Here is a 14,230-nt window from a genome sequence, read left to right on the forward strand (position 1 = left end):
AGTCAGAGAACGCCGGGGGTGAGTTAGATGATTCATACACTGTTGAAATCGAACCAATGGGTGCAGTCGAGTTCGACGGCCCACCCGAGCGATGGACCGCATTACTACCAACTTTCGCGGATATGGCGTTCGCACTAGGCGGTGGACAGACGCTTGGCATTCAGAATCACGATCGATTTGCGAACGAAGCCTTCGAAGACCTTCCAGGTGTAGAATTTAACGTGGATGAGATCGTAGAACTGGTTGCAGACGGCGTGAGTAGGGAGCTGTTCTATAAAATGGACGCGGATGCCCACTTCATAGACCCACATCTGCTACGACTCTGGTACGGCTGGGATCAAGCTGACGTTGATGAAGTTAAGAGAAGCCTCGGTCCTTTCTTTGGCAATTTTATCCGTCGACATAGTGACGACTGGCACGATTATCGCTACTACACCTTGTATGAAGCCTTTGGATTAATGGCCGAGGTCTTTCAGGCACAAGAGCGATATCAAGCATTTGTTGAGCTCCATGAGAGAATGCTCAAGTTGATCGATGAGCACTTGCCGCCGGCCGACCAGCGACCGACTGCCTTACTTGTCTTTCCAGCCGACGGATCAGGATCCCAATTCTATCCGTTTCGGATTGATGATGGCGGAGTCAGCACCAAGCAGTGGCGCGAACTCGGTTTGACCGATGCACTTGCGGAGACGGATGTAGGACACTATAGTTTCTCTGACAGAGGGACACTTGATCTAGAAGCCTTGATCGAAATCGATCCCGAGGTACTATTAGTGCGAAACTACGGAGGAACGTCCGAATCTGAGTTTCAAGAAAAAGTTGTCAAGCCAATACAAGAGGAGACCGTATCTGACAGTATACAAGCAGTTCAGAACGATGCCATCTACAACGCTGGCTACCTCGACCAGGGACCAATTATCAATTTCTACCATACCGACCGGGCGGCGAAAGATATCTATCCAGATTCGTTCGAGGACGTTACGCTATTCGACCGTGAACGCATTGCAGAAATCGTCCAAGGAAATATCTGAGAAGGTTTACAAATAAATTACTTACCGAGGAACGGCTTCTGTTTCAGGCAGTGATGACGAGCTTCTCGAGTTCGTCCTCGGTGTACTCAGTGCGAAATTCTTCCATACTGGCCCTGTTGAAATCCTATTGGTCCAACACTTTCCCTACTGAAACAGCCGTTGGATGGGTGTGCGAATCCATCGAGGTATCCGATAGTGGTTAGCGGGTATACGAAACAGAGCTAAGGTCAGTGTGGTCACTAAACGCTTTGGACTAGGTTTTATCTGAATGGCAAGGGTACTGAACCTCACTCTCGAGGCAGCACGTGAAATCGAAGCTAAGAAACCGATCGATGGCGAGTAATCCTGCCGAGCCGTAACCGGTGGCGACAAACGCCCCAGTTTCTCCGGAACGTTGCCGATGATCGGCCGGCCGACATTCGAGACGGGCCACAGCCCGACGCGGACCTCGAGGAGCGATAGCCTACCCGCTACCCGTAGATGGGAAACTCCTGGCAAAGGTGCTCGACTGTCGAAGCGACCCGTTCGTGAACGTCGTCGTCTTCGGGATTGTCGAGCACGTTAACGATAAGGTCGGCGACGGTTTTCATCTCTTTTTCTCCGAATCCACGGGTCGTGAGCGCCGGCGTACCGACGCGAATCCCGCTGGTCACCATCGGCGACCGCGTCTCGCCGGGGACAGTGTTCTTGTTAACGACGATATCGACGTCGGACAGCAGCTCTTCGGCCTCCTTTCCCGTGATATCGGGGTGGGAGTCACGGAGGTCGACGAGCAGTAGGTGCTTGTCCGTTCCACCACTCACCAGCGAGAGTCCTCGGTCGTTGAACGTATCGGCGAGCGTATTCGCGTTAGCTATTGTCTGTATGGCGTAGGACTGGAACTCATCGGTGCCCGCTTCTGCGAACCCTGCGGCCTTGCCGGCCACGCTGTGCATCAGCGGCCCGCCCTGCGCGCCGGGAAACACTGCGGAGTCGACGTCGTCCGCGAACTCCTGGTCGCACATGATGATGCCGCCGCGGCCGGCGCGGATCGTTTTGTGGGTACTCCCGGTGACGAAGTCCGCGTGCTCGGTCGGCGACGAGTGAACGCCAGCCGCGATGAGGCCAGTCACGTGAGCGATGTCCGCGAGGTGGTAGGCGTCGACGTCGTCCGCGATATCGCCGATGCGTTCGTATTCGAATTCGCGGGGATACGCCGACGAGCCGCTGACGATCATGTCCGGGTCGAATTCGCGCGCGTGACTCTCGAGTTCGTCGTAATCGATGTACCCCGTCTCGGGGTCGACCTCGTACTGTTCGACGTCGTAGAGCTCTCCCGAGAAGTTGACGCTGTGACCGTGAGAGAGGTGGCCGCCGTGGGACAGCGACAGCGACAGTATCTTATCGCCCGGTTCGAGCGTGGAGAAGTAGACGCCCATATTGGCCTGCGTGCCGCTGTGGGGTTGCACGTTGGCGTGGTCGACCTCGAACAGTTCCTTCGCGCGTTCGATCGCGAGTTCCTCCACCGTGTCGACATGCTGGCAGCCGCCGTAGTACCGGCCGCCGGGGTATCCCTCGGCGTACTTGTTCGTGAGGACGCTCCCCTGCGCTTCGAGCACAGCTTTCGAGACGTGATTCTCGGAGGCGATCATCCCCAGTGTCGATTCCTGCCGCTCGCGCTCGAGGTCAATGGCTTCGGCGGTGTTCGGATCTATCTGCTCAAGCGATTGGTTGAACGCCATAGATAAATGTCGATAATGGACGGTAAGTATCTTGCGTGCAGCGGGTATCCAACCTCAAAAGATAATATGTCTTATATGATGTGCGGGTGACCTCCGGCAGCCGTGGGAGGTCAGGTGACGACGAACGGTGGGCTGCTTTCCACCGGGAGTCAGTTCCCGCTTACGACCGACGGCGAACTCCTCGACGATGCGCCGGTCGACGAACAGATTCAACAATATCTCGAAAACGTCAGCGCGATTCTCCGGCCCGAAGGGGGACCGTTGGACGACGTCTTCAGGTGACCCTATTCCTCGACGATAGTGAACTTTCGACGAGTTCAACCAGTCACACAGCGAGTTCTTCGATGAAGCGCCGCCAGCCAGAAGCGCCGTCGAGGTCGCCGCGTTCCCAAAGGCGCCGTAGTGGAGATCGCGGCTCTTCCTGTAATCGAGTAGTCTCAGTCGGATTGCCCGGGATGACCGATACGCCTTTTCCATTCGGCGTGGTATGGTCGACCATGTGTCAATACTGTAGCTACCGGTACCACGACGGCTGGACGCAGTTATTACAGTACGACGACGTGTATCAGAATACGATCAGCACGGAGTCGGAGGCGACGTACGGGTTCCACGAATCGTGGGACGAACTTCGAGAGGAAGTCGGCTACGGCGCAGCCTGACGGTCAACTCGGCTGACCGCTCCGATACAAGAATGTTACTCGGATAGAAGCGTTGACGAGCGAGACGCCCGCGACGATCAGTCGTCGCTGGCTGTGGTTCTGCCGTTGCTATCGGCTCCCGCGTCGGGCGCCCGCAACGTGTCCGGATCAGCGTCCGATCCGAGCGAGTCGACGCGGACGCTGGACACCTTGTACTCGGGAATTCCGGTGTGTGAGGTCGAAGTTCTCCTGGGTGAGCTTGTCGACCGCGCCGGCAGCGAAAACTGCATCGGGATGAATAGCGTCCCGTTACTGATGCGGTCGGTCACGGTGGCCTCGACGACGATGGCTCCGCGGCGAGACTCGACCCGGATGTACTCGCCGTCGGCGACGCCGAGTGCGCTTTTTCTAGTCGAGCAGCGGTTCCTCGCGAACGGTGGCGTCGTACCGTTCGCCCTCGTACAGAATCTCGAGTTCGGTCCCGGGCTCGGCGTACTCCGGTGGGAGGTATGTGTAGACGACGCAGGCGCCGACCGTGTAGCCGTACTCGGCGCTGTGTGCGTAGCCGATCGATTCATCACCGTCGAAGATTGGACGGTGAGGAAGGATCGTCGCCGCTTCGTCGTCGAGGGTCAGGCACGCGACCTTGTGGGTGATGTTGTCACCCTCGGCTGCTGCAACGACCGCTTCCTTGCCGATGAAGTCGGTCTCCAGGTCGGTAGCCCACCCGAGGCCCGCTTCGTAGGGGTTGTGCTCAGTGTGGAGGTCCTCTCCCCAGAGCCGGAACCCTTTCTCGATGCGCAGCGCGTTTAGCGCGCCGTTGCCGTACGGGCGAATGTCGTACTCTTCGCCGGCCTCCATGAGATGTTCCCAGAGTTGCTCGCCGTACTCGGAGGGCGTGTACAGCTCCCAGCCGAGTTCGCCGGCGTAGGACACTCGGAGCGCGGTGACGGGCACGTTCTTGACGAAGAACTGCTGACTCGTGAAGAACGGGAACGCCTCGTCGGAGAGATCCACGTCCGTCACCTCCGAGAGCACCTTCCGCGCGTTCGGACCGGTACAGACCATCGCCGCCAGGCTCGAGGTAACGTCGTTGACGACCACGTCCTCGGGGGACTGCTCGCGGACCCACGCGACGTGGTTGTTTCCGACCTCGCGACCGGTCGTCAGAACGAGATAGCGGTCGTCGTCGACGCGCGTGACGGTGATGTCCGCACGGATGCCACCCTCCTCGTTACACATCAAGGTGTACCGGACATCGCCAATGTCGAGGCTCATGTCGTTCGTACAGAGGCGCTGAACGAAGTCTCCGGCGTCGCTGCCGACGACCTCCATCTTATTGAACGAGGTCATGTCGTGGAGGCCGACCTTGTTGCGGACGTGTAGCGCCTCCGCGCCCTCGATGGGCGACCAGTACTTGCCTTCCCAGCCCTCACGGTCCGGAATCTGGTCGCCGTACTCGGCGAGCAGGTCGGCGTTGGATTCGAACCACTGCGGTTCCTCCCACCCGGCTTCGGCCCACAGCTCGGCGTCGAGTTCCTTGTGGCTGTGGTACATCGGCGTGCGGCGGATGTCGCGCTGATGATCCGTCCAGACCCACTTCGGGTGCATGATGTTGTAGACGATGCGGTACTCCTCGCCGCCGATGTCCCGTGCGAAGTCCCAGCTACCTTCGTGGTCGTCGAACCGATTGACATCGCAGTGCCGGAGGTCGATCGGTCCGTCGGAGAGACGGGGGACGCCGTTTTCCATCCACTCGGCGAGCGCTTTGCCGGCGCCGCCGGCGTGAGTGACCCAGATTGCGGCCGCGGTCCAGAGCCCGTCGTACTTTTGGACTGGTCCCATTACCGGTAGGCCGTTAGGGGATTCCGCGAACATGCCGTTGTACTTGTGTTCGAGTTCCTTCCCCTCCGTGGCCGGTAGCAGTTCGTTGCTGGCCTGTCGGGGGGCCTTGTCCGGTCGATCCGGGTGGGTCGCGTTGTTCATATGGTACTCGGTGAATTTGTGGACCGAGCCCTGTTCACCGCCCTCCTCGTTGCCGCCGAGCTCCCGCGGGTCCGGAACGACGGGTTCGTGGTTGTACGACCCGATCCCGTACGAATCCCCGTGGGTACGGAAGTACATCGCGTTGTCCTGATCGCGGAGGATCGGCCGGTCGGGGCCCGCGAGCAGGCGATCGGTCTTCTCGCCGGAGACGTCCTTGTAACCCTCGTACAGCGGGTGGTCGCTGACGTCGATCTGGTTGTCGGCGAGCTCCTCGAGCGGCTCGGTCATCGTGTACTGATGCTCGACCGGCGTCACCGGGAGGTGAACGTCGAGTTTCTCACCCAGCTGACGCGCCCAGATGTTCGTCGCGATGACGACTTCGTTACACTCTATAGTCCCGTTTTCGGTGATAACAGAGCTGACCGAGCCGTTCTCGGTCTCGACGTCTTCGGTGCGGGTATGCGGAACGAACGTCGCTCCCCGGTCCATGGCTCCTCTGGCGAGGGCAGCGCAGGCGACGACGCCGGACACCTGGCCGTCAGTCGGCGAGTAGTACCCTCCCTGAATCGCGTCGCTGTCGACGAGCGGCAGCTTCTCTTCTACTTCCTCGGGCGAAAGGATCTCCGAGTTCGGGAGGCCCCAGGATTCGGCCCACTCGACGCGTCGCTGGAGGAAGTCCATCCGCTCGTCGCTGCGAGCGACCTCGATACCGCCGACTTCCTTGTAGGCCTGGACCCCGTTGTCGTCCTCGAGTTCCGAGTACACGTTCCGGCTGTACTTGGCGAACTTCGAGAGGATCTTCGACTCGGAGGTCTGGAACATGATTCCCGGTGCGTGGCTGGAAGATCCACCAGTGGTTGGCATCGGGCCCTGATCGACGACGACGACGTCGTCTCGGCCGAGTTCGGTGAGCTGGTACGCCAAGTTACACCCGACGATACCGGCACCGACAATAACAGTGTCCGCTTGGTCCGGTAAGCTATCGTCTGCGTTCATAATCGTACACTTCGTGGTGCCAGTCGAGTACAAATATAATTATCGCCAACTCGGATTTCCCCAAAACGTGGTCGCAGAATTATACGTAGAGTTTCGGGGAGGGGGCTGCAGATAACGGTGATATCACTGTATTTCACGCCACCATCGCCGAGCGACGGCGCTCTATCCCGTGCATGGACAGATCAGTCGAGACAGTGGCCAGGCTACGGAAAAGCACAAAGTGACATTGCAGAGTACGTTTGGCGATAGTGAGGGTGAATCACGGAGTGACGGGATCCCTTTGAAGCTATCTGAACCAAGCAATCAAAACCCGAAGATACGTACATAGTTGCACCAATTGCCCATAATTCACCACGGATATACAGAAATCATACATCATGTCGGGAAAATAATAGCAAGTTATTTCATGGAAAGTCTTCATCTTCCTCTTGCATGGTAGAGTCCATTCCGCTGGAGACAGCGAAAAAGCTGATAGAAGCGACAGAAGAGAAAGCGGACGAGATCGACAATCCGATGGTGATCACGGTCGCAAACAGCGAGGGGAATCTCATCGCCCAGCACCGCATGGACGGCGGTTGGTTGGCCTCCGTGAGCATTTCGCGTAACAAGGCGTACACGGCGGCCGCCCTGGAGATGCCGACACACGAACTGGCGGAGGCATCCGAACCGGGCAACTCCCTGTACGGCCTCCAGACGACCGACGACGGCCAGATCGTCATCTTCGGTGGCGGCTATCCGCTCGAGCGAGACGGCGAGGTCGTCGGCTCGATCGGCGTCTCCGGTGGTGCCGTGAGCCAGGACCGCGAGGTCGCCGAAGCTGGTGTCGAACGGTGGAACGAACTGCTCAAAGAGGAAGCGGTCACGGCGAACGACTGATCGCCGGGAGACTCGGAGACACCCGTTCGGGAAGCAACTGAACTCCCGACGTCTCTCAGTCGCGCTTCTGTGTCTCAACTGAAGCGCAATTCTTACCGGTTTGTATCGAGGTTCAGTATCACGGGTGATGTCAAACGCGTCACCGGCGAAGTCCTTCATTGGAACGGGATAATCCGGTAGCCGCTGGACGAAAAACACCGGATGAAATACCCGACGACGATACTCGGACGAGTCAAACGAATCCCTCTCTCAACGCCGATCTCTCCGTTCCAGTAGCGGAAACGGCCATCACCGCTGCTGGAGACGTCGCTGTCGCTCGAGACTGCTGCAACCAGGGACACGATACGTTGTTTTAGCGCCGACGCCGCGACCGCCAGTGGCCAGCGAACTCGACGGAGAATCCACGAAATGGTGGTGTACAGACATGTGGGGCGAACCCCTCGGCACTACAGATTGATATTTTTATATATTGAGCTTTCACTACCGAAGAGTGTCATGAATATAAATAGGAGCCGCTCGTAGACTCCAGTGGAGATACCGATCAATGTCCATGAATGCCGTCGTTTACAAAGGTGAACGCGAGGTAGCAGTCGAAGAAGTCGAACAACCACAGATCGAGCACCCAAACGACGTCGTAATCGACATCACGACGACGTGTATCTGCGGATCCGACCTCCACATGTACGAGGGACGGACGGCCGCAGAGTCAGGGATCGTGTTCGGGCACGAGAACATGGGGATCGTGACCGAAGTCGGCGATGCGGTGACCTCCCTCGAGGAGGGCGACCGGGTCGTCGCGCCGTTCAACGTCGCCTGTGGCTTCTGTGAGAACTGCGAGAACGGCTATACCGGCTTCTGTACGAACGTCAATCCCGGATTCGCCGGGGGCGCGTACGGGTACGTTGCGATGGGGCCGTACAAGGGCGGTCAGGCCGAGGAACTCCGCATTCCGTACGCGGACTTCAACGCACTCAAACTGCCCGACGGAGACGAACACGAGGACTCGTTCGCACTGCTCGCGGACATCTTCCCGACCGGCTGGCACGGCACCGAACTCGCAAATCTCGAGTCCGGTGACTCCGTCGCGATCTACGGCGCCGGCCCGGTGGGCCTGATGGCGGCCTACAGCGCCAAGCTCAAAGGTGCCGCCGAGATTTACGTCGTCGACCGCGTTCCCAGCCGCCTCGAACTGGCCGAGGAACACTGCGACGCGACGCCGATTAATTTCGAGGAGGGCGACCCGGTCGAACAGATCAAGGATATCCACGGCGGCGGCGTGGACAAGGGCGTCGACGCCGTCGGATATCAGGCGATCGATCCGGAGAAGCAAGGCGACGACGCGTACGATCCCGCTCGCGAGAACCCGGCTGTCGTCATCAACAATCTCATCCGGACGGTCCGACCGACCGGCGAACTCGGGATTCCGGGATTGTACGTCCCCGACGATCCCGGCGCACCGGACGAGATGGCCGCACAGGGCCGTCTCGGCATCGACTTCGGCCTCCTCTTCGAGAAGGGACAGGCGCTCGGTACCGGCCAGTGCAACGTCAAGGAGTACAACCGCGAGCTCCGCGACATGATCGTCGAGGGGCGCGCCGACCCCAGCTGGGTCGTCTCCCACCGCGTCGACCTGGAGGACGCACCAAAGATGTACGAGAAGTTCGACAACCGCGAGGAAGGCGTCACGAAGGTCCTGCTGGAACCGTAGCCCTCGCACGATCAGCCACTTCCGTTTTTTCGCATCACCACGGTACCTTCCGTGAGAGAGCAACGAATCACTTCACAGCCTTCGTACCCTAGATACAGGAGAGCTAGGACGAGACGCGGATACGGACGACGCAACCGATAGCCACCGCGGTGGTCAACGGCGACTGCGGGGATTCGATGGGCGTCGGAACGCCCGGCAACGAGATAGATCGGGCCCGGGAGGAGATCAATTGGATTTGCGGGGGAAGGGATCAGTAGAGTACTCGTCGGTCCGTTCGTCAAACGACGCCAGACAGTCGTCGAGTTCGGTGGTCACGGCCGCTTCGTCGAGGTCGCTGCCGATGAACACTAACCGCGTCACCGGATCGTCGTCGCCCCACTCGCCGATCGGGCCAGCCTGGACGGACGGACCGGCCTGACTTACCCCGAGAACCGTCTCCGGGCGGCTCGCCACCCACGCGAACCCTTTCGCGCGGATAATCTCGCCGTCCCAGTCGTCGAGCCACGCGTCGAACCGCTCGGGGTGGAAGGGGCGGTCTCGCCGATAGACGAACGACTCGACGCCGTGTGCCTCGGCCGCCGAAACGGCGTCGTCACTGTGGTCGTGATCCGGATGCTCGTTCGCTGTGTCTCCGGCCAAGGCTCGCTTCCAGCCTTGCTGTCGCCGTGCCGCTTCGAAGTCGAACGATCCGGTGTCGAGAACGGCGCTCGGGTCGACATCGCTGTACGTCGTTCGATGAAGCGTCGCACGCGGCTGGAGTTCGCGGATGGCGGCCTCGATAGACTCCCGGGCATCGTCGGGTACCATATCGCACTTGTTCAGCAACAACACGTCGCAGAACTCGATCTGATCGACTAACACCTCGGTCAGCGGGCGCTCAGGGTCCGGGGCGGCATCCGGAAGGGATTCCTCGGAATCGAACGCTTTCCAGAACCCGTAGGCGTCGACGACCGAGACTGTCGTATCGAGGCGGAACCGGTCCGGAAGGCTGTCCGCTTCTGTCCCATCCGTGAGCGCGCGAGCGATGGGAATCGGTTCGCTGATTCCCGACGCCTCGACGGCGAGGTAGTCGAACGAGCGCTCCTCGGCCAACCGCGTCGCTTGATCGACGAGGTCGCCCTGGAGCCGACAGCAGATACACCCGTTCGAGAGATCGACGACGCCCTCCTCCGTCTCGTCAGCGATCAACTCCGCGTCGACGTTGACCTCGCCCATGTCGTTGACGATGACGGCGATTCGCCTTTCGCCGGGATCGTTCAGCAGTCGGTTGACAAGCGTCGTTTTACCCGCACCCAGCGGTCCACTGATAACGGTGATCGGAATCTCCGATAGAGACGTAACCATTCCGTATCACATCTCGTGCCGACGGATAATGAATCTCCCGTCACCGTCGGGAGTGATGGTTCGTCGTTTGCCCCTTTATCGGAAGTGGTCCCGTTATCGAAGTTCCGTGTCTGTGGCTGGCATCGCGGCGGAACAGGGACACGTCCGGTATAGACTCGCTCGCACCGTCCACAACACATAATTCACTTGGTGTGTTGCGGAGAACGGGAAAGCGTGCCGTTTCGTCTATCAAAATACGGAACCCCCCTCAGTCGATAACCCGTGGAAGGCCTGTCTTGCTCTTCCGTGGTGGAGGTGTGATTTGATTCGCCTGTATTCGGTAGCACCGACCCACATACGACCATCGAACAAATTCAGTCTATCGAGTGATCAGGGCGATACTGAGAGCCGCGAATGCGATTCCAATAAATTTCGTTATCGTCGCATCGTCTCCGAGAACAACGATACCAAGGATGGCCGCTACGACGAAGTACATGGCACCGAGAGTAGAGACCATCGTCGTTGACCCCTGGGTGAATCCGATGTACATCGAAATAAGGCCGATTCCGGTGAACAGTCCTGCCGCGCCAGCAAGCATCCCTCCTCTCGCAGTAACGGCGAGCGATGCGTCTGAAACGACGATGAATCCAAGCGCGAGGAAACCCGCTACGAGATACGAGATCGCAGCGGCAGTCCTCGGATCGATGGCCTCCGACGCGGCGTTGCCTAGGATTATCCAAATCCCCCATGACGTCATCGTAATCAAGCCGAACAAAATTCCCGAATCCATTTCAGTGAACTCCATCCGTACGGTCTTCGCGCCGGTATTTAATGAAAAACAATGTTCGATATGACCGGTGCTTAAATACTCGCTGCTAACGGTTGTTCTGCGTCTGAATAAGTCCCTTCGCACGTGATGTCTCGACAGCAACCCCGGATAATGAACCGCGGTGCTCCGAAAAACGGAACTCCATATTCGATCGACTGAGTCTCCCGCTCCGACGTTTCGAATCAGTTACGAGTTATAGGCCTCTTGAGCGAGCTGATGGAAGCGGTGGACGGTGTGTTCGTTGGGGCCGAGTTGGGCCTGGGCGAGCGCGCCGGTTTTGAGGCCTTGCCACTGGCGCTCGACCAGCTCGAAGTCCTCCTCTTGGAGCTGGCGGCTCGTGCGGACGAACTCGCGTTCCTCGTCGGTGAGTTCGCTGTCGCGGAAGTAGTAGTCCGCGATGAGTTGGAACCGGTCGGTGTCGATCGGATCGACGATGTAGGTGCCGTAGCCGTCGGCGGTGCCGTACATGTTGACCGTGAAGTTCGGCCAGAGGTAATGGAACTGCGCCTCGTGCTCGTCGTGGATCCGCATCTCGTCCTCGACATCCTCAGCGTGCGTGTAGTGGAGGACCCAGTGGTAGTCGTTGACCTCGAGTTCGGACTCGTTGAGCGAGATGCCTTTGATCCAGTCCTGGTGGTTGGCCTGGCAGTGGTCACACTCCGAGTAGTTGCTCGCGAACACCTTCCAGTTGCACTCGACCTCCGAACTGATCCGGGTGGCAAGTTCGTACTCCTCGAGGGGCAGCGCCTCGAGTCGATCCTTCATGACGCCGGCCTGTTCGGCCAGCGGCATCGGATCCTCGCTGAGGTTGACGAAGAGCAGCGGCCCGATGCTGTCGACGTGCATCGACTCCGCATCGGCGAGCTCGTCCGGATCGACGCGACGGGGATCGGTCATCGGCGCGTCCTCGAGGAGCACGTCGCCGTCGCGAGCGGAGAAGTTGGCCACGGCGCGGACGTCACCGTCGTCGTCTCGAGCGACGATCAGATTCCGGCCACCGAGGGTTCGCGTGAAGTACTGGCCGGGATCGCTGATGCTGTTGGCGTGGCCGGCGTACACCCAGTACTGGCCGAAAATCTTCTCTTTTTCCATCTCGAAGACGTCGCCATCGGTGAAATACCGGGCCGGCAGCGCGTTTGTCTCGTCCGTGATGTCCGCGCTCACCGCCTCGGTCTGGCTTTGGTTCCATTGCGTCATGCGGTAGCACATTTGGGGGCGTTCCGAAAAAGCGTTCACCAGTTATATGGAATCCCATTATATGGTCGGTTTCCGTCTTCGGATATCAGATAGCTCCGCGATATCGATTTGACCGTCTCGAGCCGGCGACTCTTACGACCGACGTTCTAGTGTCGAGCCGCTTCATGCGCTTGAATCGCTCCGATACCGCCGTATTTACGCAGGGATTCTCGGGAAACAGATCGTGAAACACAAAACCTTAGATGTCGAACCTTTTGTTGATGGAGCGCGATAGCTCTGGCTGCGTTTTCGAATGGAACTCCGAGTTCGGTGCGGAAGAGACGGAAATAGAACTGCTGCCGGATCCGTCCGATCACGGATGGACGACGGGATATCGCCTATACTTTTCGACTGCGTAAACGTGGGAGGCAGGATCGCAGTTTCGGTGTCCCAGTTCGCCACGGTCTATCGGCTACCACGACCTTGGACGCCCTCTTTCGGACGCTGCAATTCGGCACGCGATGGGGGTCAGCGGCAGATAATGCCCCCACGCGCCGATGTGGGCGACAGGTCCGCTGGCCGACGAGAACGGTTGAGTCGTTCGAACGTCGAGCTATCGATCGGATTTCTGTCATCCGTACGTGTTCGGACTCGACACTAGAACGTCGGTCGTAAACGCGACCTATTACAAGTATACGCATGTAATTCCTTATCGGCTCGAGATCGCTGACCGGAATCGTCCGTACGAAGCCGTTCGCTGTTCGATTCTATGATATCGAGACCGCGACCGGAGATCGGTGACCGTTCCGTGACGTTCGCGAACTCGCATAGTATCGAATCTGTCACGATGTGTTTCACGAACGCACTCGATCCGCTCGACTCGTCCGCGATCTCGGTCAGTTCACGATCAACGCGATAGCGATCCCGCCTGGTGCCAGCAGACAAGTTCGTGGGCGAACCGCGATGGTTCCCCAGGATCGAACCGGACGGCTCTGCAGGTGGTGCGGGTACCTCCCACCTCTCAGAGCGGAATGATTACCCTGACCGTCGGGCACGGTCAGTCGGCGTGAGTCGCCCGCCTGTCGGTCGAAGCAGTCAACTATTTCGGTCGACGGGCGAGAGAACCGAGTATGGACGACGGAAAACAGGCCACGTTCGGCACGGAAGGGGAACTTCGAACCGACGAGACGGACACGACCGACGCCGGCTCCGATGCCGGGCCCGAGCACGACGACTTCGGCGACGAACTCGGTGAGAACGAGACCAAGTCCGGAGCGAACCGCTACGTCGTCTCGAGCCTCCTTCAGAAGGCGGTTCGGCGGTCCGACGAGGAGGTCGCGGCGTGGGCTGCGTGGGAACTGGTCCGTTCGGGCTACGCCTGGAACTTCTGGGACCGGATCAACCTCTACGTCGTCGAGGACTTGCGCGCCGGAGACGAGGTCGCGCTCACGGTGGCCCGGTACGAGGAACTGGCCCGCGAACGGTGGACGCCGGACTCCTGGCGCGGGCGGCTCTGTGCGGTCCACGCGGCCCTAGCGGCCGCTCGAGCGCCGTCGTCTCGTGAGGCCGCACACGCCGACGATTACTTCGGCGAACTCTCCGAAGAACGCGCCGCCGCACGCGAGGAGGACCGCGAGCCCCGCTACGACCACCCCGTCGACGAACTCGAGCCCGGCGAGACGTACGACGCCGTCTTCGACCAGCACACCTACGAGGGGAAGCGGCTCGGCCGCGACGGCGCCTTCTTCAGGACTCACGGCGGGCGAGTCGGGCCCGAGGGCGAACCGCAACTGAGCCGTCAGTGGCGGATCCGGAGCATGCGGCTCGAGGACCGCGACTACACCGAAGACGAACTCGTTCGAGCGGTGGAACCGATCGATCCCGACGAGAAGTGGCCCGAGACGGACACGACCGATTGCGAGGAGTGACCGCCGTGACGAGCGACG

10 protein-coding genes and 2 pseudogenes are annotated in these 14,230 nt (G+C 59.6%); 6 read left to right on the top strand and 6 right to left on the bottom strand.

What is annotated here, in order from left to right; translation table 11 throughout:
- The first annotated feature begins 56 nt into the window (after positions 1-56).
- Complete coding sequence (locus BM348_RS17150) at positions 57-1,031, top strand: ABC transporter substrate-binding protein (RefSeq protein WP_092907226.1); 975 nt, start codon at positions 57-59, stop codon at positions 1,029-1,031.
- Positions 1,032-1,501: 470 nt separating this feature from the next.
- Here BM348_RS17150 and BM348_RS17155 read toward each other — a convergent pair whose 3' ends face one another.
- Entirely contained in the window at positions 1,502-2,752 is a 1,251-nt protein-coding gene (locus BM348_RS17155) for a serine hydroxymethyltransferase (protein WP_092906784.1), read from the bottom strand.
- 102 nt (positions 2,753-2,854) lie between these two features.
- Between BM348_RS17155 and BM348_RS17160 the strand changes: the two are divergent.
- Together BM348_RS17160 and BM348_RS21485 are read left to right on the top strand one after the other, a co-directional pair.
- Positions 2,855-3,187: pseudogene (locus tag BM348_RS17160) on the top strand (Rid family hydrolase).
- A gap of 62 nt (positions 3,188-3,249) precedes the next feature.
- Positions 3,250-3,411, top strand: a complete 162-nt coding sequence (locus BM348_RS21485; RefSeq protein ID WP_175507235.1) for a hypothetical protein — start codon at positions 3,250-3,252, stop codon at positions 3,409-3,411.
- A gap of 77 nt (positions 3,412-3,488) precedes the next feature.
- Here BM348_RS21485 and BM348_RS17165 read toward each other — a convergent pair.
- Both BM348_RS17165 and BM348_RS17170 read right to left on the bottom strand, forming a co-directional pair.
- A pseudogene (locus tag BM348_RS17165) lies at positions 3,489-3,779 on the bottom strand (molybdopterin dinucleotide binding domain-containing protein); the annotation flags it as partial.
- 19 nt (positions 3,780-3,798) lie between these two features.
- Positions 3,799-6,372, bottom strand: coding sequence for a GcvT family protein (locus tag BM348_RS17170; protein WP_092906786.1), 2,574 nt, complete (start codon positions 6,370-6,372; stop codon positions 3,799-3,801).
- A 432-nt stretch (positions 6,373-6,804) separates the two neighbouring features.
- Between BM348_RS17170 and BM348_RS17175 the strand changes: the two genes are divergently transcribed.
- Positions 6,805-7,248, top strand: coding sequence for a GlcG/HbpS family heme-binding protein (locus tag BM348_RS17175; protein ID WP_092906788.1), 444 nt, complete (start codon positions 6,805-6,807; stop codon positions 7,246-7,248).
- Positions 7,249-7,798: 550 nt separating this feature from the next.
- Positions 7,799-8,956, top strand: a complete 1,158-nt coding sequence (locus BM348_RS17180; protein WP_092906791.1) for a glutathione-independent formaldehyde dehydrogenase — start codon at positions 7,799-7,801, stop codon at positions 8,954-8,956.
- A gap of 225 nt (positions 8,957-9,181) precedes the next feature.
- Here the strand turns inward: BM348_RS17180 and BM348_RS17185 are convergent, their stop codons facing one another.
- The 3 genes from BM348_RS17185 to BM348_RS17195 form a co-directional block, all read right to left on the bottom strand.
- Complete coding sequence (locus BM348_RS17185) at positions 9,182-10,300, bottom strand: CobW family GTP-binding protein (RefSeq protein ID WP_092906793.1); 1,119 nt, start codon at positions 10,298-10,300, stop codon at positions 9,182-9,184.
- A gap of 358 nt (positions 10,301-10,658) precedes the next feature.
- Complete coding sequence (locus tag BM348_RS17190; RefSeq protein WP_092906795.1) at positions 10,659-11,084, bottom strand: EamA family transporter; 426 nt, start codon at positions 11,082-11,084, stop codon at positions 10,659-10,661.
- Between the two features lie 210 nt (positions 11,085-11,294).
- Positions 11,295-12,305: an aromatic ring-hydroxylating oxygenase subunit alpha gene (locus tag BM348_RS17195; RefSeq protein ID WP_092906797.1), complete on the bottom strand. Its 1,011-nt coding sequence runs from the start codon at positions 12,303-12,305 to the stop codon at positions 11,295-11,297.
- 1,109 nt (positions 12,306-13,414) lie between these two features.
- On the opposite strand from BM348_RS17195, the gene BM348_RS17200 reads away from it, so the two are divergent.
- Positions 13,415-14,212 carry a hypothetical protein gene (locus tag BM348_RS17200; RefSeq protein ID WP_092906799.1) on the top strand — a complete coding sequence of 266 codons (798 nt, stop codon included), beginning with the start codon at positions 13,415-13,417 and terminating at the stop codon, positions 14,210-14,212.
- Positions 14,213-14,230: the final 18 nt, after the last annotated feature.

This window comes from Halostagnicola kamekurae (genome assembly GCF_900116205.1).
Classification (GTDB): Archaea; Halobacteriota; Halobacteria; order Halobacteriales; family Natrialbaceae; genus Halostagnicola; species Halostagnicola kamekurae.